Genomic DNA, 23,225 nt, shown 5'->3' with positions numbered 1-23,225 from the left:
AAATAATGACTCAAAGCTAAATAACAGCACAATCCATTGATTGTTTTATATTTTTCTTAATTTTGCTTTTTGCACGATTAATGACGATGTTCCGGCGGGATTGGCAAGTCATAATCTTGAATTTTCGGTCGCTGACCACCACGTTTGCGGTACTGTTTTAACTGGAACACAAACGCCAGCACTTGCGCGACCGCGGTAAACAGACCGTCAGGAATTTCTTGTTCCAACTCAGTGGTATGGTAAAGCGCACGTGCAAGTGGTGGAGCAGGCACAATCGTAATGTCGTGCTCACGTGCCACTTCTCGAATTTTCATCGCCATGTGATCCGTACCTTTCGCAATCACGACTGGCGCACGATCTGTTTTCTGCTTATAACGCAGCGCCACTGAATAGTGCTCCGGGTTGGTGACAATAACGTCAGCTTGAGGCACATCGGCCATCATCCGGCGTTGTGCCGCTTCCCTTTGCAGCATACGAATACGACCTTTCACCTCTGGCTTACCTTCGGTTTCTTTGTATTCGTCTTTCACTTCTTGCTTGGTCATCTTCAACTGATCGGCGTGCTGCCAAATCTGGAACGGTATATCGATGGCCACAACAATCAATAACGAGCAGCTGATCAACAAGATGAAGTTGAGCAAAATATCCAGCGCGTGGAAAATATTCTGCGGATAAACATCCATGCTAAGTTGGATCAAATCCGCTTGCGATGCTTGGATCAAATACATAGCAACGCCTGTCACCAACACCACTTTCAAGATCGATTTGATCAGTTCAACCCAACTTTGCATGCCCACCATGCGTTTTAAACCGCTCAGAGGGTTCATTTTGGACAGCTTAGGCATTGCCGCTTCGGCAGAAAAGCTAATGCCCCCAACCCCTGCAGCACCAATCGTCGCCGCCACAAACAACGTGATAAGGATGAGAAACAGTGGAAAAAGCAAATCTGTCATTGCGCCTAATGCGATATCAAACAGCTTTGTTGTGTCAAAGATTTCGTCGCGTTTGAGGTCGAACAAACGACTCATAATGGAAAACAGCGAACGTGCAAGTGACTCGCCAAACCACATCAGAGCGATAGCACCCACAATCAGCACTGACGCCGATGCGAGCTCTTTTGAGCGTGCGACCTGCCCCTTTTCTCTGGCTTGTTGTAACCGTCGGGGCGTGGCTTCTTCGGTGCGTTCCTGACCGTCTGACTCTGCCAAACCAGCCTCCTAACAATCCAAGCGAATGAGGCTACAAATCTGCTCCTCACCCAATGCCCAATACAATTCATAATGACTGTATAGACCAGCCAAGATGTACCAACAAATCAATAGACCCACCATCAACGCAAATGCAAAACCGAGCGAGAAAATGTTCAGCTGAGGCGCGGCACGCGTCATTACACCAAACGACAGGTTGATAGTAAGCAGCGCGATGATGCCTGATAGCGACATACTCAGAGCAGTTTTGAACATAATGCCAAGCCAACCCGCCATATCACGAAAATCCACCGCGGTAAGCGTGCCCGACCCTATCGGTAGGGTTTTAAAGCTGAACACCACCAGTTGCAGCATTTTTAAGTGACCATCGGTTGCGAGGAAAAACATGGTGGTCAAGAACATGAATAATTGACCAAGCAATGGCGTGTTCTGACCATTGGCAGGATCAACCATCGACGCAAAACCCAAGCTCGATTGCATACCAAGGATTTGCCCGAGCAACACAAACGTTTGGATCATAAATTGCGTCACCATGCCCATCGCGACGCCAATGATCATCTGCTCTGCGATGGTCATAAAACCACGAAATGAGAGCAGTTGAATGTCTTGCGGAACAGCAGGAATAGCGGGCATCACGGCAAAAGTAATCGCAAGGCCGAGATACAAACGAATACGAGGAGAAACAAAGCGAGCGCCAGTAACGGTCATCACCATCAACATCGACGAGATACGAACGTACGGCCAAAAATAATTGGCTATCCAGTCTAAGATGATTTGAGTAGGATACTCCATACCAGCCTCTAGTACAGAACCTGAGGCAAGCGCTCAATCAAGCCGAAGAAATATTCCATCAGCATTTGGGTCATCCAGTGACCAAACAGCATCAAAGCTAACAAAGTCACGATCAAACGAGGTAAGAAGCTTAATGTCTGTTCGTTAATTGACGTCGCGGCTTGAAAAATCGCCACGACCAAACCGATGAGCAAACTGGGGATAATAATGGCACAGACCATGATCAACACCATCCACAGTGCCTCACGGAAAAGCTCGACAAACATTTCAGGAGTCATGTCTTACCTCTTTTCTCTGTGCCAACCTAAAGGGCGAAACTGCCGGCTAAGGTCGACAATATCAAGTTCCAACCATCCACCAACACAAACAACATCAACTTAAACGGTAGCGATACAATCATTGGCGATAGCATCATCATACCCATGGCCATCAAAACCGATGCCACCACCAAGTCGATGATCAAGAACGGCAGAAACAACATGAAACCGATTTGGAACGCCGTTTTCAGCTCCGAGGTGATAAAAGCGGGAATCAACACCGCCATCGAGACATCTTCTGGATTGGTTACTTGCTCGCCCGACATATTTACGAAGGTTTCCAAATCCTTAATACGCGTTTGCTTAAGCATGAAGGCCTTCATCGGCACTTGCGCTGCATCGAATGCTTCGCGCGCTGTCACTTGTTCGTTGAGGTATGGCTGGATAGCCGTGTCATTGATTTCGTTGAGCACAGGAGACATGACAAAGAAGGTCAAGAAAAGCGCGATGCCAATGATCACCTGATTCGATGGTGTTTGTTGTAAGCCCATCGCCTGACGCAGAATCGACATTACCACCACAATTCGGGTGAAAGACGTCATCAAAATCACCATTGCTGGCAAGAAGCCCAGCATGGTCATTAAGGCGAGAATTTGCAATGTAACAGAATAGTCTTCACTGCCATCCGGGTTGGTGGTCATGGTGAAAGCTGGAATACCAGCACCGTTGCCAACCGACATAGAGCGACTTGCTCCGGTATCGCTTTGCATGGCCTGAACCGTCACACTGCTCCCTTCTGCTAAATTCGCAGGCAGCGGTGATTCCTCTGCCTCAGCAAACGAAAATGAAGAAAACAGCACGCCAACCAGTAGCACCAAAGTGCTAAAAAGCAGACGGATTGGATTACCCTTTGTCATTTTTCTTGATCAGTTGGCTGAACTGACTGGCAAAAGCATTGGTCGCCAACTCTTCCTCTTTCAATGGCTTTTCTAGCTTGGCTAAGGTTTGGATCGATTGACTGGTGATGCCCACCAAAAACTGCTCTTCTCCAACCTGAACCACGGCGATTCGCTCTTTGGTGCCGACAGGTAATTGGCTCACGATGCGTAAACCTTTCTGCTGCCCTAACGCCGGCACTTGCATGCGTTTAAGCAACCATGCCAACAGCAAAATGACACCAATAACCAGCACAAGTGAACCCAAGGTGGTCGCTAAATCGAGATTACTGGGTGCAGCCGCAAATGCATAAGGAGCACTCAGCATTAAACCGAGTGCTCCTGTGATTTGCTTCAATCTCTTTGTGATTGAACTTGTCATATTAACGCAGCTTTTTGATGCGTTCAGTTTGGCTGATCACATCAGTCAAACGGATACCAAACTTGTCGTTCACTACCACGACTTCACCGTGCGCAATCAACGTACCGTTAACCAAGACATCAAGCGATTCACCCGCTAGGCGGTCTAGCTCTACGACCGAACCTTGGTTCAATTGCAATAGGTTACGAATGCTGATTTGCGAACGTCCCACTTCCATCGAGATGGTAACGGGAATGTCCATGATGGTATCGAGTTTACGACGTTCATCGTCGGTAATTGGTCGAGAAGTATCTTTCAGCTCTTCCAGTGGCGCTGCCAATACTTCATCTACATCAATAGAAGGTGCAGACGGGTCTTCGCCAAGAGCGGCTGCCCATTCGTCTGCTAGCTTTTGATCGTCACTTGGTTCCATTTTTCTATCCTGTGTTAAGCCTTACTCAATCAAATCAACGAGTAAGGAGTCTTAATCATCTCTATCATCGTCATTCTCAAGCTCAGACATGATGTCTTTGCCCAAGAAGGCTAAATCAGTTTTCACTACGTGTGGGCGTTCAATCTCTTGAGAGACTTGCACGGCAAGCTTGTCTTCAGAGCGACCCATTTTTACGCGGTAAGTCGGTAAATCTTCGATAAACATGGTAGCGTGCTCAGGCATTTCAATCGGAATAATGTCGCCTGGTTGCAGCTCCATCAAATCGCGCAACGATATGTCTTTTTCCAGCAAGTTCACTCGGAAGTTTACCGGACAGTCCATGATCTCTTCGCGCAGCGCTGAACTCCAACGTACGTCGGTTTCCATCTTGTCCGACTGAACACCAGCATCAAGCAACTCGCGGATTGGCTCGACCATGGAATACGGCATTACGACATGGAAGTCACCGCCACCGCCATCCACTTCAATATGGAATGAGCTCACAACAATCACTTCGGTCGGGCTCACGATGTTTGCCATACTTGGGTTTACTTCAGAATCGAGGTATTCGAACTCGACGCCCATGACTGGCGACCACGCTTCTTTGTAGTCTTCAAACACGATTTTCAGCAGTAGCTGAATAATGCGACGCTCAGTTGGCGTAAATTCACGGCCTTCAATTTTTGCGTGGAAGCGGCCATCACCACCAAAGAAGTTTTCTACCAGAATGAAGACAAGACGTGCTTCCATGGTAATCAATGCCGTACCTTTGAGAGGACGGAAGCGAACCATGTTCAAACTGGTTGGCACGTACAACGTATTTTGGTACTCGCCAAACTTCATCATCTGTACGCCGTTGATCGACACTTCGGCCGTTTTGCGCAGCATGTTAAACAGACTGATCCGCATGTGTCGTGCAAAACGCTCGTTAATCAGTTCGAGCGTTGGCATTCGACCACGGACAATCCTGTCTTGAGACGAGAAATCGAAACTGACGGCACCTTCCGTGTCGTTATCTAAGGGCTCATCAATGTCATCGACATCATCAACCCCGTGTAGTAGCGCATCAATTTCGTCTTGGCTTAATAGATCGGTCACGTTTTACCTATTGAATAACAAAATCTGTAAACAGTACTTTTTCAATCACTGGCTTGCCGACCGCAGCATTTAAAGCTGCTTTAATATCTTCGGAAGCTCGGTCTCGCAGTTCCACTCGACCCGTTGGAGAACGAAGCTGCTCTACCGTTGCCGATGCAAATGTTGATAACAAAGAGCTCTCAACCAACGGAGAATGGTAACGCGCCAACTGCTCATTCTCAGAGCCACGTACCATAAGCTGCGCTTTGATTTGCACCAGTCTATCGCGACGGTCACCCGTCACGTTAAAAATGAACGGTTGCGGAAGATTCACGTACGCAATTGGGTTAGCCGCTGCGGCCTGTGTTTGCTGCGACTCCGCCTCTGCAGCTTGAGCCGAATCATCCGATCCCATTAAAAAGAACGCCGCCGCGCCACCACCACCGAGCAGAACCACGACTGCAATAATGATGATCAGTAGCTTGCTTTTACCTTTTGGTGCATCGGCACCTTGTAGCTGTTCTTCTGCCATTGTTTTCTCTAGTTATTTGTTCTTGTTCAAGATGGTTGAGGTTACGACATTAGGCGTAAAAACTAATTCCATCACGCTTTGAAACCACATTCAAATCAAGATTCACGTCGGCATCAAAGTTTTCGTCTGACTGGCCAGAAAAATCGCGTCCAGACGTGCCTTGGCCATGTTGTTCAGCCGCTGCGTAGCCACTTTGCTGTTGTCCACTGCTTTGCTGCTGAACCGAGGAATCCGCCAGTTGCATCCCTTGTTGAGCCAACATTTCACGTAAACGAGGCAACGTTTGTTCAATAATGTCACGCGCTTGGGGGTTGGTAACCGTAAAATGCACGTTGGCCAAATCGTTGTTCATCGTCATGCGAATTTGCATACGGCCAAGCTCTGGTGGGTCAAGTCGGATGTCGAGGTTCTTCAAGTTCTTCGACATCATCATTTGTACTTTTTCCGCCACTTGCTCATTAGCGAGCTCTTTTGTTAATTGCAGAGGCAGTTGCACTTGCTGAGCGGCTTCCGCTCGGGTTTGCTGTTGGGCTGCTACACCTTGTTGACCTGCTGCCGCTTGCAGCTGTCCTGCTAATCCGTATTGCGACTCTGGCTTATCTTGCTGGCTCGCCGTAGCTTTCAACGCACCTGCACTTAACGCGGCATTGATCGCTTTGTGGCTCACTTCCCCATTAGCAGCCATTTGAACTGCTGGGTTGAAATTATTCGCCACCAGCGCATCAGGCATTGGTGCGGACGTAAGTTTATCGGCATGTTGAGCCATTGGCGCTTGCGCAGCGACGTGCTTCATCTCTTGCGCGTTTACGTATTGTGCTTGTTGCCCCATCGCGATTGTAGCGGCTGTTCGTTCGCTGCCGTTTCGTACATTGTTATGCTGCGTTGTATTTTGCTCCGCAAGAATGGCTTTCACGTCCGTTGGCAGCGCAACCAACTGGGCTAGCTCTTGCTCAGGAATATCCGCGACGACGTCACCCGTTCTCAAACCTTCAATGACATCGATTTCTTGTTCGCTCAGAGGTTTGCCTTGCGCCAACTTGGTATCAATGACTTCCAGCTCATCAATTGAAACCAGCTGAACCGCCTTACCTTCAAAGCCGACCGTCGCAGGGTCAAGTGACACCGAACCATCCAATGCACCTGAGGTGTTCGCCTGAGCTTGTTGCATTGCTGAAGCATCCATTACAGGAGGCGCAGTCAGGTTTTGCCATTCAGTTGATTGAGACTGTAGCTTCTCAATATCAATCGGCTTTCCATTGGCATCTAAGATTGGTTCCAGTTGCTGCTCGGCCGCCAAATTCACTTGCTCAACAGAAGGCGTCGATTGCAACGCTGCTAGCGCTTTTGCGTCATCTGTTTCGACCAGTTTCGACACTGGAGCAGAGAAAGAGGTTGCTTGCGTCGCCTGTAGAGGCAAACCCTTGCCGCTATCAACAAAAGCATCATTGGTTTGCAATGCTTGATTCGCTTGTTCAATACGACCGAGTAGTTGCTGACCTTCTCCCATCGCACTGGCCACCGCTATCTTATCTTGCGAGTCTGTGTTCTGAGCGCTTTGTTTTGAATCCAACTGAGCCTCTGACTCCATTGGCGACAAAGCTTGCTTAGCTACGACGGGGTCTTTACCTTCTTCTTGAAGTGATTCCGAAGTTTGCTCGGATTCGTCAGCAACGGCTTTTACGCCTTCATGCTCTAGCAATGCATCAGCCGCTTTTCCGTCGACACTCTCACGGTTCGCGACTGATTCTTGGCTCTCGCCATTCTTCTCGACCGTTTCACCTTCTGTGGCGCTAACGTCGGTCTTTACATCTGTACTTGCTGTTTGAGTGACCGCTTTTTCTGCTTTTTGTGAACCTGTAAAAACTCCCGCTAAGGTTTCAAAAAAACCTTTGCTTTCAGAGCTTTCTGTAGGTGCTTGTGCGGAAGACTCAGAAGTTGAGGTCTTGCTAGTCGCAGAAACATTAGACAAATTCACATTCATAAAAACTTTCTCGTTTTTAGCTACGCCTTTTTATGGCGTGACCAGATTGCCCATCAGAGGCAAAATTAGATAATTAAACCATGAATTTGCAAAAATCACGCCAACGCATAAGGCTATTTTCCTGACGAACAACGCACACGAGAAGAGTGGAAGCGAGATCAACTTCAACAAAAATTAGAACGGCTTGGCCTTACGGCTAAACAACAGCGTGGAAAACTCATCCATTTGCTTTTGCTCACGTTTGGCTTCCGCGATTTGCTTTTCTTTCGCTTTCTTTTCGATCATCCACTCGTAAGACATGCGTTCTTGGCGCATCTTGAGCCAGTAGTCTTTGCAGTTTTCGACTTGTTCTTTGAAGTGATGCTCTGCTTGCTTTTGCTTTGATAGTGTCTCGTCAAGCTGACATAAGAATCGGTTGAGATGCCCGTATTGGCTGGCGGTTAAACCCGCTTGGCCACGATCCACCAGCTGTTGGCAGTAATCGAGACGATACTTTTCGATTTGCTCAACCTGACGGTAATAGTCTTCAAGCTCAGAGCGCGCTTTGTTCAGCGCAAGTACGGCTTGGTCTTCGCGCTCTTTGGTCTGCTCAAGTAGGAATTCCATCGCATTATTCATACGCTATTACCCACCCAAAATATTTCTGAGCATATTGACGCACATATCGTATGGCACCGATTCTTTCATACGCTGCTGCAAGTATTCGTCTAGCTTCGGCTTTAATGTAAATGCGCCATCGATAGCCGGATCGGTGCCCGGCTTATACGCCCCAATCGACACCAAATCTTGATTTTTGCGACAAATAGACAAGACCTGACGTACCGCTTTCGACATCAACACATGTTCTTCGGTAGTGATCTGAGGCATCACACGGCTGACCGATTTCTCGACATCAATCGCAGGGTAATGGCCCGCGTCTGCCATTTCACGCGACAAAACAATGTGACCATCGAGAATGGCACGAGACGCATCGGCGATCGGGTCTTGCAGATCGTCACCTTCGGTTAAAACGGTAAAGAAAGCGGTGATCGAGCCTTGCTCTGGGCTGCCATTACCCGCACGTTCCACCAGCGCAGGCAACTTGGCAAATACCGAAGGCGGATAACCTTTGGTGGCTGGCGGTTCACCAACCGACAAGGCAATCTCACGCTGCGCTTGAGCAAAACGGGTCAGTGAATCCATCAGCAACAGCACATCCAAACCTTGGTCGCGGAAGTACTCGGCAATCGTAAGTGCCGTTTGACACCCCTTCAAACGCATCAACGGAGACGCATCAGCTGGTGCAGCCACCACAACTGAGCGACGACGTCCGTCTTCGCCCAAAATCTCTTCAATAAACTCTTTAACTTCTCGTCCACGTTCACCAATCAGGCCTACCACCACCACTTGCGCCGTAGTGCCTCGTGTCATCATGCCTAGCGTGACCGATTTACCCACACCAGAACCCGCAAACAAGCCAATACGCTGGCCTTTGCCTACCGTCAACAAACCGTTGATCGCTTTTAAGCCAACATCGAGTGGTTCAGAGATCGGTTTTCGTGCCAGTGGGTTGATGGGTTCCGCATTAAATGACGCACGGTGCTCAGTGTAAATCGGGCCAAGTCCATCCAGCGGATTGCCCACGCCATCAATAACGCGGCCAAGCAATTCCATACCAACAGGCAAACCTGCTTCGCTGGTTAATGGCGTCACTTTTGCACCGGGCAAAATACCGGTGATTTGCTCACTCGGCATCAAATACAAGTTGTCGCCAGAAAAACCAACCACTTCAGCTTCCATGTGACCAGACATGGTTTCAACCAAACATAGACTGCCGATCGGCGCACGACAGCCCGTTGCTTCTAGGGTCAAACCAACAACGCGCACCAATTTGCCAGAAGCGACCGGGCGTGTGGTTAAGCCTTCAACTTTGTAGTTTTTGAGGCGATCGGCCAAAGCTTGCATGGATTACTCGCCCTCTTGGTGACGGTTCGCGCCACAAAAGCTGTGCAGCACACTCTTGATGCGCTCTTCCATGCGGTAGTTAATGCTCGATTCGCCTGCTTCGATTTGCACATCGCCACGATTAAGTGATGGCTCAGAAACCAGTGTCCAGTTACGGCAATCTAAATCTTCTTCACCATACGCAGAGCGAATGATGGCAACATCTTCAGGGTTGAGATGCAATGTGATTGGATGGCCAGAAATCGGCAGCGCTTCTACCGACTGCTTAACCGTATCGAGGATAATTTGTGGATTGGTTTGAACCTCAACATGCACCACTTCTTTGACTAAGCACAGCACCATGTCCACCAGTTGCTTCTCTACCTGAGCATTCATCAGCTCCAAAGGTTGAGCGAACTGGTTGGCGAGATTCATAAACACTTCAACCTGCTGTTGAATAAACTCTTGGCCAGCAGAAACGCCTTCTGCTTTACCCAGCTCTAAGCCCTCAGCATGGCCTGCTTGCAAGCCTTCTTCTTTGCCTTTGTCGTACCCTTGCTTAAAGCCAGCTTCTTGACCTTGGTACAAACCTTCTTGATAAGCGCCTTGCTTGATCAGTTCGATCTGTTCTTCTGTCAGTTCAAGAGCTTGCTCTTCTTCTGGCTCGTCAAAGTTTGGCACCCAGCTAGGATCGTAGTTAAACGCAGTCTGTTTGGCTTTTTTTTCCTTTGAATCGCCATAGTCGGGCAAACCCCAACGTTGCGGTTCGATCAGCGCATCATCTTCATCAGGACGGATAAATCCACGTTTTCTATCGCCAGCCATGGGTTACCTACTGTGTATTAGATTTGAAGTGAAGGTGCCCCGCAACAAGAAGGTCGCAGGGCTATAGAGATTATAAGAACTCGTCTGCGCCGCCAGAAAGCATGATTTCACCAGCGTCGGCCATACGACGAGCAATCGCTAGGATTTCTTTCTGCGCCGCTTCTACGTCTGCCACACGCACAGGTGGCATCGCTTCGATGTCGTCACGCATCATCTCAGCGGCACGCTTAGACATGTTCTTGAAGACTTTCTCGCGTAGAGAATCATCGGCACCTTTGAGTGCTTTTTGTAGAACGTCTTGCGGCACATCACGCAGCAATTTCTGAATACCTTGGTCGTCCACTTCGACCAAGTTCTCGAAGACGAACATAAGATCTTGGATTTGCGTCGCCATGTCTTCGTCTTGATCGCGGATTTGCTCCATCAAGATACCTTCGACGTTGTTGTCTAGGTAGTTCATGATCTCGGCTGCTGCCTTCAGGCCGCCAATTTTGGCTGCTTGTGCACCCGCTTGACCCGCGAACTGCTTCTCCATGATCTCGTTCAGCTCTGCCAATGCTGATGGCTGAACCTCTTCAAGGTTGGCAATACGCATCATCAGATCCAAACGCACACGCTCTGGGAACTGAGAAAGAATTTCCGCCGATTGATCCGCTTCTAAGTACGACAATACGATGGTTTGAATTTGCGGGTGTTCGTTGACGATAATGCTTGCCACTTGGCGTGGGTCCATCCATTTCAATGAATCCAGACCTTTCGAACCGGTACCCAGCAGAATTTGATCAACCAAGTTGTTCGCTTTGTCTTCACCCAGCGCGGCCACCAAGGCATTACGCATAAAGTCTTCGCTGCCCATACCAATGTTGGTGTATTTCTGGATATCTTCCAAAAACGTACGGTGCACCGCCGATACTTTCTCTTGGCTTAAATCTTTTGCACGCGCCATTGCACTACCAACACGCTGTACTTGTTTCGGTTCTAAATGACGGATGATGCCAGCCGCATCTTGCTCATTCAGACTTAATAACAAAATGGCCGCTTTCTCTTCACCAGTAATGGTGGAGGCATCAAACTCAACTGGCATGCCTGCGCCGTTTTCATCTTGAGGTACGATATCGTTAGCCATTTTCGTTCATCCAGTTTTTCACAACTTGAGCCGCTAGCTCTGGTTCATTCGCTACAAGTGCACGAACCGCTTTCAGTACGTCTTCATCTTTATGAAGGTTAGGCAGATCGATACTTGAACCAAATTCAAACAGCTCACTGCTTTCAATGTCGCTACCAATTAGGCTGGTTTCGCCATCGGCACCAATTGGCAAGCCGTCTGGGCCGTACATTTCATCGTCGTCATCACCAGCTGGGTTAAGCAGTTTCTTCATTGCAGGGCGAACCAGTACAAGCACAACCACGATGATAACTAAAGCGCTGGCGAACCAACGAACCCAATCGTTGAAGTTCGGGTGTTCCCAAATTGGTTGGTCAACAAGCTGCTCGGTTTCTGGCTCGGCAAACTTGACGCTCAATACGTTAAGTAAATCACCACGAGATTGATCAAAGCCGACGGAGCCAATCAACACCTGACGAATCGCGTTGATTTCACCTTCCGACATCGGTGTGTAAGTCACTTCACCTGTATCTGGATTAACTTGGCGACGGTCTTTGATGGCAACTGAAACAGTCTGGCGCGCCACGGTGCCCGTTTGCTTACGCTCATGGCTAATCGTGGTATCTAGCTCGAAGTTGCGGGTCGATTCTTTACGTACAGAGCCTTGCCCCATTACCGAGCCGTCTTTCATTTGCGCGACGTCTTGCGGAATAGAAGCATCCGCCGGAGGCTGATTACTAAGCGCACCCGGAATGCCTGCTACCATGTTGCCGTTGTTGTAATCTTCTAGCGCGTACTCGCTGCGGGTCGATGGCGTATTTGGGTCGAAACGTTTACGAGTTTGCTCAACCGCGCTGAAATCCATTTGGATATCCACTTGCGCGGTGTAGTTACCAAAACCAAGAATAGGCAACAGAACAGAGTCGATTTTTTCACGCAATGCTTGTTCTTGGCTGCGTTCTAACTCTTGCTCTTTACGACGCGCGGCAGATGCCGGATCTTGCGAACCAGAGCTCAACAAACGTCCATGCTGATCAGTGACGGTAATGCGCGATGTCTTCATGCCTGGAACGGCACTCGCGACCATATCGACAATCGAGTCCACTTCTTGCTGTTTGAGGTTGGCGCCTGTCGATAGCGTCAAAAATACTGAGGCGGAAGCTTCTTGGTTATGACGCACAAACACACTGTGTTTCGGCAACGCCAACAACACTCGCGCTTTGCGAACCTGCTTCATTTCTTCAATGGCTTGAGCTAGCTGACGCTCACGGCTGAGCTTAAGACGTTCCTGCTCTAAGCGCTGAGAAACGCCAAAGCCCATGTCTTGCAGCAGAATGTCATCACCCGCTTCGGTCGCTTGATTGACGCCCGAACGCACCATGCCTAACTTGATTGAGTTGTACTCGCTCGACTCCACCGAAACGGTATTACCATCGAGTTTGTAATTGATTTTTTGCTGGTCAAGGTAATCCAGAACAGGGATCAGTTCTTCAGTGTCGTAAGCGCCAAGCGGACGCATTTCTGGTTCTTTTACCCAGAAGAACAACATCACGATTAACGCAACACAGATAGAGATCGATAGCACAAGCACGACCTGTCGAAGCAAATCGAGGTCGCCCACGGCCATATCGAATTTTGATGCACTGCGCTCTTCTAAATCTGGATTTTGGCTTTCCACATCCATATCGGAGCTAGAAACCAGTGCGCCATCTGAGCCGCCATCAGTGACGGTTAAATCTGTAGACTTGTCTGCCACACTTATTACCTAAATTACACTGGCATGTTCATGAGGTCTTTGTAGGCCTCAACGAGCTTATTGCGGATTTGAACAGTGGCTTCAAAAGCAACACTGGATTTGTTACGAGCAATCATGACGTCAGATAAGGAAACATCGGCATCACCACGATCAAAACGCGTTTGTAGATCGCCAGATGATTTTTGAAGTGAGTTTACGTTATTGATGGCTTTGGTTAGGAGATCATTGAAATCTGCACCCACTTTCGCGCCCGTTCCTGTCGGAGTGGTGTTGGTCGCTTCAACCATCATGGCGCGCATTTCGGCCTGAATACCATCAACTTTCATTATCACCTCTGAGCCAAAAGTTTGACTATCTATTTAAACTAAATATTGACACAGCAATTTATGTGCCATAAGACGCCAGCAGTATAGTTTACTCACACTTTTGTCTTATGGCTACGCGTGTGAAACCTAACTCGGAATATCTATACCCGCGTCACGCATTTTGGCAAGTTTGTAGCGCAGAGTACGTGGGCTTATGCCCAATTTCTCTGCCATTTCTTTGCGTCGGCCATTACATTCCACCAAGGTTTCTAGAATGATCGCATACTCTTGATCGCGTAGCTCGCCACCCAACCCCTCGCCGCCAGTGTTAACGCGGTTGACGGATTCAGTTTGAGCAACAGGCTTGACATCAGGGACCAATGTTTCTGCACTATGCACAACGTATTGCAAGCTGTTGGCATCTTGCCAATCCACGCCTTCTAACAAGATGTGTTCTGCACCGATATCGCCGTTTTCACTCAAAATCAGCGCGCGTTGTACAACGTTATCCAGCTCTCGAACATTACCTGGCCATGGGTACTGCAATAGTTTTTCCACTGCAACTGACGAGAACTGAGGAACAGGCATACCCATTTTGCTACAGTGACGCTCGGCAAGATGCTTCGCAAGTGGCGCAATGTCCCCTTTACGCTCATTCAGCGCTGGCCATGCGATTGGGAACACATTCAGGCGGTAGTACAAGTCTTCACGGAAATTACCTTCCGACACATACTGTTTGAGATCACGGTTACTGGTCGCTAGCACACGAACATCTAGCTTGATGCTCTTACGGCTACCAAGACGCTCTACTTCGCGCTCTTGCAAAACACGCAATAACTTCGCTTGCAGGTTTAAGTCCATCTCGCTGATTTCATCAAGTAAGATTGTGCCGCCTTGCGCTTGTTCGAACTTACCCGGACACGCCTGAACAGCACCAGTGAATGCACCTTTTTCGTAACCGAATAGCGTCGCTTCCAGCATGTTGTCAGGAATCGCCGCACAGTTAATCGCAACGAATGGGCCGTCTTTACGGTTTGATGCTTTGTGAATGTAACGCGACATCACTTCTTTACCCGAACCGCTTGGGCCTAAGATCATCACGTTCGCATCCGTGCGAGCCACTTTATCAGCCAAAGCAAGTAAGCGCAGACTCTTTTCATCAGCAACGACAGCATCACCGTTGTCATCACTTTTGATAGGAGCATAGCGGCTTACCATATTAAGCAGCACTTCTGGTGCAAATGGTTTCGCCATGTAATCAATCGCGCCGTCTTTCATTGCAGAAACGGCATCTTCGATATTGGCGTAAGCCGTCATTAGCAGCACTGGTAAGTTCGGCCAATTTTGTTTGATGTTACGCAGCAGCGCTAAGCCACCCATACCTGCCATTTGCACGTCAGATACCACGATATCAACCGCATTTGATTTCAGCTTTACTAATGCGTCTTCTGCACTATCGGCTTCTAACCATTCATACCCTGCCAGAGCCAGAGTATCCACGAGGGCTTCACGAAGACCTTCGTCGTCTTCTACGATCAGCACTTTGCTTTGCGCCATTCTGATTCTCCAGTAATTGTTATTACCAGAAGCCGCTTATTGCGCTTCTGATTGCACTCGCTCCAGCGGAATGCACATGGTGAAGCAGGCTCCATCACCCTGCTCTGAAATAAGTTCCAATCGGCCGTCATGGGCACGGCAAACCATTTGAACGACAGCCAAACCTAACCCGGTTCCTTGAGAACGTGTGGTAAAAAATGGCTCCATAATTTTGGCCTGTAGTTCTTGTGGTACACCCGGGCCGCTGTCTTGCACAGAAATGCGCAGTTCACCGTTCACCGGGCGGAAAAAGATGTCGATTTGCGACTCTTTGCCTGACATTTGAATCGCGTTCATCACCAAGTTACTCAGTGCAGAGGCGATAGCATTCGCGTTGCCAAGCAATTCGGTCTGTTCTTCTTCTACTTCGAGGAAGTAATCAATGTTGTTGTTTTTAAGAGCGGTTTCGACCATTGGTTGGTATTCAGCAACCAATTGAGCAATCGTAAATGGCTTAATGACTTTATTATCACCACCTTTGGCAAAAAGCAGCATATCATTAACCTGCTTCTCCAAATCGTGCAGTCGATCCATTAATTTACTTTGGAAGCGCTCTCTCGTCGCTGGCGGAAGATTAGGCGCGCCCAAATTAGAGGCGTACAACATTGCGCTCGACAGCGGCGTTCTTACTTGATGCGCTAGCGATGCAACCATACGCCCTAATGAAGAAAGACGTTGTAGATCACTCACACGAGCTTGCAGTAAACGGGTTTCGGTTAAGTCGGTGATGAGGATCAGCTGCCCTGTCGCGGAGGCAGAAATCGCCAAACGCACTTTGCGACCATTACGCAGTGACACTTCGTGGCCATCATCTTCACGCGGATCAAAAGCCGCTTGAATGATGTTGAACCATTTCTCGTTAACCAGTGGGATTTCTAGAATTCGGTGCGCCTCGGGGTTGGCTTCTCGCACAACACCATACGTGTCGAGCAAAATAACCCCAGCGGGCATCACATCCAATACCTGCTTATAGCGCTCAACTTGGTTTTCTACTGAGTCTAAATGTGATTGGTTGGTGTTATTGTCCATTCACTGCCTGTCGAAATATCGCCACTAAAAAGTAAAATAGCTTGGTAAGCAATTAGCGTACCAAGCTATTTTTTATATTTATCATGACGTTATGTTATCGACAATAAGTTGACACCGAGAAATGTCTGATTTTAATGTCAGAAAAGATAACTTTTGTGATTGAACTGAAGCTCGATCTAACGCTGCAAATTATACTTGCGCATTTTCTCAACCAACGTTGTACGGCGCATACCCAGCATATCTGCAGCCCTTGCAACGACCCCACCTTGCGCTTCTAACGCTTGGCTGATCATGTTGACTTCCAAATCTGCTAATAGCTCTTTTAGGTTCACCCCTTCTGGTGGCAACGCTTGAGGCGCATTCATGTTGTGATCCAGATCGCTTTGCTCGTCAAAGCTGAAATCTTCCGAGAAGATGTCTTGGAACACATCGCGTTCTTGCTCTTCAATCGAAGTGAACGGATTACCTTCAGGTTGGAACTCTGGAATATCACTGTAGCGATATTTCGTCGGAAGATGGTTCACATCAACCAGACTGTTTGGGTACAAAATGATCATGCGCTCAACAAGGTTAGCTAACTCGCGCACGTTACCCGGCCAGTGGTGTTCCATCAAAGAGTTGATCGCACGCGGCGTGAAACAGATTGGCTGGCCGCCTTCGGCTTCCAGACGTGTCATCAGCTCCTGCAATAACAATGGGATATCTTGCTTACGCTCTTTTAGCGCTGGCATTTCGATTGGGAAAACGTTCAAACGATAGAACAAATCTTCACGGAACGTGCCTTCTTCGATCATGCTTTCCAAATTACGGTGTGTCGCAGCGACCACACGCACGTTGACTTTGATTGTCGAGTTTCCGCCAACTCGCTCAAAACAACGTTCTTGAAGTACACGCAATAACTTCACTTGCATCGACATTGGCATGTCGCCAATTTCATCAAGGAAGATCGTGCCACCGTCTGCTAATTCAAATCGACCTTTACGCGCCGTTAACGCACCAGTAAACGCGCCTTTTTCGTGGCCAAACAATTCGCTTTCGAGTAGCTCCGGTGGGATTGCACCACAGTTAATTGGCACAAACGCACCATTGCGGTATGACGAATGGTAGTGAATGTTACGTGCTACCACTTCTTTACCCGTACCCGATTCACCAAGGATCAAGACATTGGCTTCTGTACCCGATACTTGCTCAATAAGATGACGAACTTCTTGAATGCCGCGACTCTGCCCTACTAAGCTACGAAACAGCGTGTTTTTACGCGCACTAGCAACAACATTGACCCCTTTACGGCCAAGAAAATCTTTGCAGTGACGTAACGCTTCACTAAGCTGTGGGTAATTTAGCGGTTGCTCTAATTCGCCAACAAAGTTTGGGAGATCGTCCACAGGCAAAGGAAAGCTGCCCAAGACAAGAAGTGGGATATGGTATGCATCGTTGAGACGAGCCATCACGGCAGTTGCCGCTCGACCTGCTGAGATATTGCCAACGATACAGCCTGACCATACGCTAGACCAATCAACATCGCCTAGCTGTTCAGAACCGACAGCTTCGCAACTTTCTCCAACAAATTCCAATATATTGCTTAAATTTAAACGACTTGATACGTCATCATCAATTACAAGCAGCTTTGCCAAACCTTGCATAAGTAAGAATGATTGCCTTTATTTTAGGTGCGTTGCGGCCAAACCTGGATTTGCGCAATTGGGTGCTAAAGAAGGCGGAAACACCACACTCAATTTACGATCGACAAAATAGGAAAATCAGCAACAAAAAAAGCCATTAGGGCTACTAATGGCTTCTATTTTATTTGAATATGAAAATAAGGCAACCAAGCAATATAGAGGTGTGAGCTCGATTGTAACTTTCATGCGCAACTTGTTGCTAATGCAGTCTTAATGTTTTAAGTCGATCCTAAAGCATTGTTTTGATTATTAAATGCCGACTTCTGCTGCCGTCAAGTTGTGGAACTCTGTTGGGATCTGATCCCAAGCCGATTTAATCTCACGAATAATGTCAATAACGTCGTCGATCGGCTGTGGATCATTCTGGTGGTTTGCCGCAGAAATCTGCGTGATCATAAACTCATACAATGAATCTAAGTTTGAAGCGATGTCACCACCATCTTCCATCGACAAACAGCTGCGTAGCGCAATAATAATGTCGAGTGCTTTACCTAAACGCTCGCCTTTTGCTGGGATATTGCCTGCTTGCATGGCTGCTTTGCCTTGAATAAGGCGCTCAATTGCACCAGCCATAAGCATTTGAATGACTTTGTGCGGAGAAGCCGCGCTTAGCTGGCTGTCGACTGATACTTTTTTGTATGCTTGCAAAGAACCGCGCATAGTAATCCTCTTTTAAATAAATTTTTTGTACTGCTGAAGCGAACGTTGGCCATAACGGAATTTGTGAAGCTCTTTTCCGACCTTTGACGTTTCTGATTGCATCAGCTCGACAATTCTTTTGGTACGAGTCAGCAAGTCTTGCCACTCTGCATCCTGCTTTACCAAGGGACTTTGTTGAATAATTGGTAACAGGTTTTGCAATAACCGTTCCCTGATATCGACCAAGCGAAGAATTTCTTCAGTATTAAAGTCAACTTTTTCCAGCTCTTGCGTAATTAGTTGATCTATATCACTAATTTCTATGAGTTCATTTTGCATTTATTAACCTAACGCACTCATAAGAGCCCCAAGTTGACCCTGCATCTTACCTGTCGCGTCTTGCATCGCGGTAAATTTCGCATGGGTACGCTTTTCCAGCCCTTCCATGCGGCGATCTAATGCCGCTTGGTCATCATTCAAACGGTAGTTTTGTTCTGTGAGACTTTTCTCTCGCGTACGAATGCTGCCCGTAATACCGGTGATGCCGTGAATCGCATCTTCGATACGCTTCGCAAAACCAGTGTTACCACCGAAGAATTTTTCTAACTCGTTGAAGTTATTGTTCAACTGACGGTCAAGCATGTCATAGTTGATTTCAAGCGTGCCTTGACGCGTCGTGGTGATACCAAATTCTGTCAATGATTTCAGATTTTCTGGTGCTTGATCGATTCGGCTTGAAAAGACGGCTTTCAATCGTGAATCGGCACTTCGCACCGTGCTGTCACCAGCTAGCGGCCCTTTTTGGCCGGTAGTTGGGTCCACACTCGAGAGTGCTTGCGAAGTTTGGTAAAACGAGTTGTACGCCGAAACAAAGTTTTCGATGTCGCTGCGTACACTTTGACGGTCGTACTCGACACCGATTTCTGCCGGCGGCTTGTTTGGTTCTGACTTGCCTTTAAGTGTCAAATCTACGCCTTCAATGGCATCTTCAATTACGTTGTTATGGCTTGAAAGTTTTGCCACGCCGTCAAGCAGCACTTCAGAGTCTTGCCCCGCTTGTACCTCTGTCATACCAAGGTATTCTTCGAATGAGGATTGCGCTTTTGCGATTTTGGCTTCTGCTTCGTTGATTTTTTCTAGACGTTCACGCTCTTGAGGATCGAGTTTCGCACGATGAATTTGCTTGGCTTGCTCTTCGGAAAGCTCACCACGTTCGACTTTTGCGTCGAGTTCTTGCTTTTCATCCGCAATTTTCTGCTCGATTTCTGCTTTTTCTTGTTCTAGGAGCTGCTTAGCTTCTTTGGTCGTAACGTAAGAATCCGTCAATGTGCCTGAGGCGGCATTATTCCAACCTGGAACATCCGGCGCTTTCTCTATCGCCTTTTCGTCCAGTTCCAGTTCTGGCTCTTCGTATGAATCCAGCAAGGTGCCTGACGCAGTTTCTGTCCAACCTGGAATGCGCTCTTCAGGTCGCAAGCTCGAACGTTGATTGGCCTTATCAATGGCTTCTTGTCCGGCTTTAGCAGCCTCTGCACCAGCAGCAGAGATCGGCTCTTGCGATGCATCATCTTGTGCATTATCTGCCGCTTTTTGCGCTTCTGGAGGTAGAGGGTTGCCGCTCTCATCCAGAATTTCTGGTTGATCCGGTTGTTGCGGTGCTTGTAATGGCCCTAACACTTCTTCTGCCGCAGCACGTGCTTCTTCAAGCGCGTTAACTCGGTCTTCAAGTGTTTGGTATTCGAAATATTTCAGAGGGTTGCCTCTTTCGGCTTCCACGCTGACTTTGATTTGATGATCCTTACCAGAGAGGTTTGAGGCAAGGATGAGACGCGGCCCTTCGACATCATTAATGACGGAAGCACGAACGCCAGGGTTGTCTTTAGCGCCATTGATGCCGCGTACGACATCGATGAGCTTAGATCGAGAACGAACCTCGATATTAACACGGTCATCACCAAGCGAAATCTGCAGCTTACCAGGACCAAATTTTGCGTCTTCTGGCAATACGTCAGAAGCGACTTTGTGGCTCTGTGCAAGCTGCAACACATCGATAGCATACTTACCGGCTATAGCGTCAGTGGTTGCGGTGGCCGATACGATATTGTCGTCCGTGGTTTCAACCGTGCGGACGGCAAACGCTTTCTCCTGACGAAAGTTCGCCATGAGATTTTTCATCGTATCCAACGATTCTCTGAGTCGCCCATAGGCACTGATACTGGCATTGATTGTCGTGCGATCGTTGTCGATGCGTTGCTGCTTAGGCACACGTTCCGCATCCACAATTTTGCTGACCATGGAATTAATATCCATGCCGCCAGACATCCCCACAGGGCCTAAACTCATTAAATCACCTCAAAAACGACTTACACTTTTTCAACTAACAAACCGCTGTTAGCTGTGTGCTCAGCTAGGCGACGCAATACCACTAGCAGTTCTTCATCAGGAAATTGACGAATCACATCACCAGTATTGGTTTCGTAAATCGTCACAACGTCTCTGCCGGATTCTTCATCCACACGAAACGCTACTCCTTTGTTGATGGACGAGACAAACTCATTCATTTGTTCGACCATTTTTTCACGTTCTTCTCTGTTTAGCTCCTGACGGCTTTCCGCCATCTCGATTGCCGCTTGAACAGAGAAGTCGTGCTCGGTGCCTTTCGCTTTTTGCGGCGAAACGTCACCGGTTGAACTTGCTGTGCTAGGCGTACCTATGCCGTTGCCATTTTTATTTGCAACATTTGTGCCATTCGGTGTGCCGTAAGGCTGGATGTTCGATGCGTAGGAGGATATTTCCATTACAATCTCCCTTCCACCTTATGAGCTAACGATAGGATCTATCGTTTTGGTGACCTAAGCACTAGGCTGGGTCGACCTTGTTAGCCCAACAAGCTTAGCGCTGCAGATGGTGACTGCTTCGCTTGAGCCAGGATTGAAGTACTTGCTTGCTGAAGAATTTGCGACTTAGTCATCGCTGTTGTTTCTTTCGCGTAATCAGTATCTTTAATACGGCTGTTAGATGCATTAACGTTTTCGTTAATGTTGTCTAGGTTGCTGATTGCGTGGTTGAAACGGTTCTGGAAAGCACCTAGTGACGCACGTTGGCTGTCTACTGATTTAAGTGCACCGTCGATAACTGCTACAGCTTCTTGAGAGCCTGCAACCGTTGTTACGTCGATGTCTTTAACCGTTACGTCTTTCGCATCACCAAAACCGATCTCGCCAGCTAGGTTGCCAGAGAACTCAACTTCACCATTTACTTTCTGAGTAGAAGCAAATACTTGTAGCTTGCCGTCTTCACCAACAGACGCTTTTACATCTTCGCTTTGACCGTTGATGTAAGTTGCTAGCTGCTCAATGTCGTCGCCTTGCTTAGCCTTGATGGTAAGTTCTTTCTCTTCACCTTGTTTGTTGGTGTAGCTCATTTTAAGCTCAGTTTTATCACCAACTGTCCAAGATGCATCTTTACCTTCTTCTGCTGAGTAGCTCTTACCACCCATTGCTGAAGTATCAGAACGTAGGCTGCCCATAGAAAGCATTACTGCTTCGCCAGAGTCCGCACCGATTTGAAAAGATTGAGTACCGTACGTACCGTTAAGCAGTTTGTTACCACCGAAAGAGGTTGTTTCAGCGATACGGTTTAGTTCGTCGTTTAGCGCTGTTACTTCTTCTTGGATCGCTACACGTTCTGCTTTTGAGTTAGAACCGTTCGCAGATTGAAGCGATAGGTCACGCATACGTTGTAGGATGTTGGTAGATTCATTCATTGCACCTTCAGCAACCTGTGCAATGGAGATACCGTCGTTCGCGTTTTTCACAGCCATGTCTAGGCCACGGCTTTGAGCGTTCAAACGGTTTGAAATCTGTAGACCTGCAGCATCATCTTTCGCGCTATTGATTTTATAACCCGAAGACAAACGCTCCATTGATTTTTGTTGACCTTCAGCCGCGTGGTTTAGGTAACGCTGTGCGGTCATCGCAGAAACGTTAGTATTAACGTTAATCGCCATAATTGATCTCCTTAAGGCTTAGTGAATGTACCGTCGTGTCTCTCACCTCACTTAGGTACATCTCATTTCTCTCAGTCCCTTTAACGGCGACGTATGCATATCCTTTAGGAGAAATTTTCAATTTTTTGCGATTATTTTCTTTGGCTTACTGAAGTGTGATAAAGCTCTAATATTGCCGTTGATGAATACCTTCGATCTTTTAAAGGCAGAAAAAAACCCAGCCGAAGCTGGGTTTACTCGCTCATCTCTCACCACGAGCCAATGAGGTTCTCGTCTTAGGTTTAAAATTAACCTAGAAGACTTAGCGCTGAGTTTGGCGCTTGTTTCGCTTGCGCAAGGATTGAGCTTGACGCTTGCGATAGAATTTGTGACTTGGTCATTGCCGTCGTTTCTTTCGCGAAGTCGGTATCTTTGATACGGCTCTTCGACGCGTTCACGTTCTCGTTAATGTTGTCCAAGTTGCTGATTGCATGGTTGAAACGGTTCTGGAATGCACCCAGCTCTGCACGGTGGCTGTCTACGTATTTCAGTGCCGCATCAATGATTGCTACTGATTCTTGTGCGCCGCCAACTGAAGTTACGTCGATAGTATCAACCGTAACGTTTTTCTTGTCGTCGCCTAGACCTAGCTCACCAGACAAACCGCCAGAGAATGACACTTCGCCTTCTACTTTGTTGTTACCAGCAAAGATTTGCAGTTTGCCATCTTGGTCTACTGACGCTTTCACTAGGTCTGTTTGACCGTTGATGTACGTTGCTAGCTCTTCGATGTCATCGCCC

At 47.8% G+C, this 23,225-nt stretch carries 24 protein-coding genes; all 24 read right to left on the bottom strand.

All coding sequences use genetic code 11. The features are described 5' to 3' along the window. Nucleotides 1–77: 77 nt before the first annotated feature. A complete protein-coding gene (flhB, locus tag NL646_RS11425) occupies nt 78–1,208 on the bottom strand; it encodes a flagellar biosynthesis protein FlhB (protein WP_005457645.1) in 1,131 nt (376 codons plus the stop codon). A gap of 9 nt (nt 1,209–1,217) precedes the next feature. Then, nucleotides 1,218–2,000, bottom strand: a complete 783-nt coding sequence (gene fliR / locus NL646_RS11420) for a flagellar biosynthetic protein FliR (protein ID WP_005481059.1) — start codon at nt 1,998–2,000, stop codon at nt 1,218–1,220. An 8-nt stretch (nt 2,001–2,008) separates the two neighbouring features. Further along, nucleotides 2,009–2,278 carry a flagellar biosynthesis protein FliQ gene (gene fliQ / locus NL646_RS11415; protein WP_005457784.1) on the bottom strand — a complete coding sequence of 90 codons (270 nt, stop codon included), beginning with the start codon at nt 2,276–2,278 and terminating at the stop codon, nt 2,009–2,011. Between the two features lie 26 nt (nt 2,279–2,304). Continuing rightward, nucleotides 2,305–3,174 carry a flagellar type III secretion system pore protein FliP gene (fliP, locus tag NL646_RS11410; protein WP_005494365.1) on the bottom strand — a complete coding sequence of 290 codons (870 nt, stop codon included), beginning with the start codon at nt 3,172–3,174 and terminating at the stop codon, nt 2,305–2,307. Further along, entirely contained in the window at nt 3,161–3,574 is a 414-nt protein-coding gene (gene fliO / locus NL646_RS11405; RefSeq protein ID WP_005457659.1) for a flagellar biosynthetic protein FliO, read from the bottom strand. The genes fliP and fliO overlap by 14 nt, the downstream gene beginning before the upstream one ends. 1 nt (nt 3,575) lies before the next feature. Continuing rightward, nucleotides 3,576–3,986, bottom strand: coding sequence for a flagellar motor switch protein FliN (fliN, locus tag NL646_RS11400; RefSeq protein ID WP_005457660.1), 411 nt, complete (start codon nt 3,984–3,986; stop codon nt 3,576–3,578). A 51-nt stretch (nt 3,987–4,037) separates the two neighbouring features. Then, entirely contained in the window at nt 4,038–5,084 is a 1,047-nt protein-coding gene (gene fliM / locus NL646_RS11395) for a flagellar motor switch protein FliM (protein WP_005457756.1), read from the bottom strand. Nucleotides 5,085–5,091: 7 nt separating this feature from the next. After that, on the bottom strand, nt 5,092–5,595 hold the full coding sequence (fliL, locus tag NL646_RS11390) for a flagellar basal body-associated protein FliL (protein WP_005457696.1): 504 nt from the start codon (nt 5,593–5,595) through the stop codon (nt 5,092–5,094). A gap of 49 nt (nt 5,596–5,644) precedes the next feature. Beyond that, nucleotides 5,645–7,576 (bottom strand): flagellar hook-length control protein FliK, encoded by a 1,932-nt coding sequence (locus tag NL646_RS11385; RefSeq protein ID WP_253664250.1) that lies wholly within the window; start codon nt 7,574–7,576, stop codon nt 5,645–5,647. A 174-nt stretch (nt 7,577–7,750) separates the two neighbouring features. Beyond that, on the bottom strand, nt 7,751–8,194 hold the full coding sequence (gene fliJ, locus NL646_RS11380) for a flagellar export protein FliJ (RefSeq protein WP_005457733.1): 444 nt from the start codon (nt 8,192–8,194) through the stop codon (nt 7,751–7,753). A 6-nt stretch (nt 8,195–8,200) separates the two neighbouring features. Next, nucleotides 8,201–9,520 carry a flagellar protein export ATPase FliI gene (gene fliI / locus NL646_RS11375; RefSeq protein WP_005457757.1) on the bottom strand — a complete coding sequence of 440 codons (1,320 nt, stop codon included), beginning with the start codon at nt 9,518–9,520 and terminating at the stop codon, nt 8,201–8,203. A gap of 3 nt (nt 9,521–9,523) precedes the next feature. Beyond that, nucleotides 9,524–10,324: a flagellar assembly protein FliH gene (gene fliH, locus NL646_RS11370; protein WP_005457705.1), complete on the bottom strand. Its 801-nt coding sequence runs from the start codon at nt 10,322–10,324 to the stop codon at nt 9,524–9,526. A 70-nt stretch (nt 10,325–10,394) separates the two neighbouring features. Continuing rightward, a complete protein-coding gene (gene fliG / locus NL646_RS11365; RefSeq protein WP_005457745.1) occupies nt 10,395–11,450 on the bottom strand; it encodes a flagellar motor switch protein FliG in 1,056 nt (351 codons plus the stop codon). Then, nucleotides 11,443–13,185, bottom strand: a complete 1,743-nt coding sequence (gene fliF, locus NL646_RS11360; protein WP_025500253.1) for a flagellar basal-body MS-ring/collar protein FliF — start codon at nt 13,183–13,185, stop codon at nt 11,443–11,445. Before fliF ends, fliG begins: the two co-directional genes overlap by 8 nt. A 14-nt stretch (nt 13,186–13,199) precedes the next feature. Further along, nucleotides 13,200–13,511 carry a flagellar hook-basal body complex protein FliE gene (fliE, locus tag NL646_RS11355; RefSeq protein WP_005457685.1) on the bottom strand — a complete coding sequence of 104 codons (312 nt, stop codon included), beginning with the start codon at nt 13,509–13,511 and terminating at the stop codon, nt 13,200–13,202. Nucleotides 13,512–13,637: 126 nt separating this feature from the next. Continuing rightward, nucleotides 13,638–15,047, bottom strand: coding sequence for a sigma-54 dependent transcriptional regulator (locus NL646_RS11350; protein ID WP_140264685.1), 1,410 nt, complete (start codon nt 15,045–15,047; stop codon nt 13,638–13,640). Between the two features lie 36 nt (nt 15,048–15,083). Next, a complete protein-coding gene (locus NL646_RS11345; protein ID WP_005457625.1) occupies nt 15,084–16,115 on the bottom strand; it encodes a PAS domain-containing sensor histidine kinase in 1,032 nt (343 codons plus the stop codon). A 176-nt stretch (nt 16,116–16,291) separates the two neighbouring features. Further along, the gene (locus NL646_RS11340) at nt 16,292–17,758 is read right to left on the bottom strand and encodes a sigma-54 dependent transcriptional regulator (RefSeq protein WP_029798186.1); all 1,467 of its coding nucleotides are present in this window, start codon (nt 17,756–17,758) and stop codon (nt 16,292–16,294) included. Nucleotides 17,759–18,046: 288 nt separating this feature from the next. Beyond that, complete coding sequence (gene fliS / locus NL646_RS11335) at nt 18,047–18,457, bottom strand: flagellar export chaperone FliS (protein ID WP_005433081.1); 411 nt, start codon at nt 18,455–18,457, stop codon at nt 18,047–18,049. Nucleotides 18,458–18,469: 12 nt separating this feature from the next. Next, nucleotides 18,470–18,775, bottom strand: coding sequence for a flagellar protein FliT (locus tag NL646_RS11330; RefSeq protein ID WP_253664249.1), 306 nt, complete (start codon nt 18,773–18,775; stop codon nt 18,470–18,472). A gap of 3 nt (nt 18,776–18,778) precedes the next feature. Continuing rightward, entirely contained in the window at nt 18,779–20,779 is a 2,001-nt protein-coding gene (fliD, locus tag NL646_RS11325; RefSeq protein ID WP_253664248.1) for a flagellar filament capping protein FliD, read from the bottom strand. A 20-nt stretch (nt 20,780–20,799) separates the two neighbouring features. Further along, nucleotides 20,800–21,234: a flagellar protein FlaG gene (flaG, locus tag NL646_RS11320; RefSeq protein ID WP_005457768.1), complete on the bottom strand. Its 435-nt coding sequence runs from the start codon at nt 21,232–21,234 to the stop codon at nt 20,800–20,802. An 80-nt stretch (nt 21,235–21,314) separates the two neighbouring features. Further along, complete coding sequence (locus NL646_RS11315) at nt 21,315–22,445, bottom strand: flagellin (RefSeq protein WP_005457770.1); 1,131 nt, start codon at nt 22,443–22,445, stop codon at nt 21,315–21,317. Between the two features lie 287 nt (nt 22,446–22,732). Next, a partial coding sequence (locus NL646_RS11310; RefSeq protein WP_253664247.1) for a flagellin occupies nt 22,733–23,225 on the bottom strand: 493 nt, incomplete at its 5' end.

This window comes from Vibrio sp. Y20_XG_PY13, assembly GCF_024181925.1.
Taxonomy (GTDB): Bacteria; Pseudomonadota; Gammaproteobacteria; order Enterobacterales; family Vibrionaceae; genus Vibrio; species Vibrio parahaemolyticus.
The sequence above is the reverse complement of the archived record's forward strand: the minus strand, read 5'-3'. Positions and strand labels throughout refer to the sequence as shown.

Excerpts from the sequence above, each read along its gene's own strand:
- fliR (WP_005481059.1), bottom strand. The coding sequence starts at position 2,000 with ATGGAGTATCCTACTCAAATCATCTTAGACTGGATAGCCAATTATTTT.
- fliQ (WP_005457784.1), bottom strand. The coding sequence starts at position 2,278 with ATGACTCCTGAAATGTTTGTCGAGCTTTTCCGTGAGGCACTGTGGATG.
- fliP (WP_005494365.1), bottom strand. The coding sequence starts at position 3,174 with ATGACAAAGGGTAATCCAATCCGTCTGCTTTTTAGCACTTTGGTGCTA.
- fliO (WP_005457659.1), bottom strand. The coding sequence starts at position 3,574 with ATGACAAGTTCAATCACAAAGAGATTGAAGCAAATCACAGGAGCACTC.
- fliN (WP_005457660.1), bottom strand. The coding sequence starts at position 3,986 with ATGGAACCAAGTGACGATCAAAAGCTAGCAGACGAATGGGCAGCCGCT.
- fliL (WP_005457696.1), bottom strand. The coding sequence starts at position 5,595 with ATGGCAGAAGAACAGCTACAAGGTGCCGATGCACCAAAAGGTAAAAGC.
- NL646_RS11385 (WP_253664250.1), bottom strand. The coding sequence starts at position 7,576 with ATGAATGTGAATTTGTCTAATGTTTCTGCGACTAGCAAGACCTCAACT.
- fliJ (WP_005457733.1), bottom strand. The coding sequence starts at position 8,194 with ATGAATAATGCGATGGAATTCCTACTTGAGCAGACCAAAGAGCGCGAA.
- fliI (WP_005457757.1), bottom strand. The coding sequence starts at position 9,520 with ATGCAAGCTTTGGCCGATCGCCTCAAAAACTACAAAGTTGAAGGCTTA.
- fliH (WP_005457705.1), bottom strand. The coding sequence starts at position 10,324 with ATGGCTGGCGATAGAAAACGTGGATTTATCCGTCCTGATGAAGATGAT.
- fliG (WP_005457745.1), bottom strand. The coding sequence starts at position 11,450 with ATGGCTAACGATATCGTACCTCAAGATGAAAACGGCGCAGGCATGCCA.
- fliE (WP_005457685.1), bottom strand. The coding sequence starts at position 13,511 with ATGAAAGTTGATGGTATTCAGGCCGAAATGCGCGCCATGATGGTTGAA.
- NL646_RS11350 (WP_140264685.1), bottom strand. The coding sequence starts at position 15,047 with ATGGCGCAAAGCAAAGTGCTGATCGTAGAAGACGACGAAGGTCTTCGT.
- NL646_RS11345 (WP_005457625.1), bottom strand. The coding sequence starts at position 16,115 with ATGGACAATAACACCAACCAATCACATTTAGACTCAGTAGAAAACCAA.
- NL646_RS11340 (WP_029798186.1), bottom strand. The coding sequence starts at position 17,758 with ATGCAAGGTTTGGCAAAGCTGCTTGTAATTGATGATGACGTATCAAGT.
- fliS (WP_005433081.1), bottom strand. The coding sequence starts at position 18,457 with ATGCGCGGTTCTTTGCAAGCATACAAAAAAGTATCAGTCGACAGCCAG.
- NL646_RS11330 (WP_253664249.1), bottom strand. The coding sequence starts at position 18,775 with ATGCAAAATGAACTCATAGAAATTAGTGATATAGATCAACTAATTACG.
- fliD (WP_253664248.1), bottom strand. The coding sequence starts at position 20,779 with ATGAGTTTAGGCCCTGTGGGGATGTCTGGCGGCATGGATATTAATTCC.
- flaG (WP_005457768.1), bottom strand. The coding sequence starts at position 21,234 with ATGGAAATATCCTCCTACGCATCGAACATCCAGCCTTACGGCACACCG.
- NL646_RS11315 (WP_005457770.1), bottom strand. The coding sequence starts at position 22,445 with ATGGCGATTAACGTTAATACTAACGTTTCTGCGATGACCGCACAGCGT.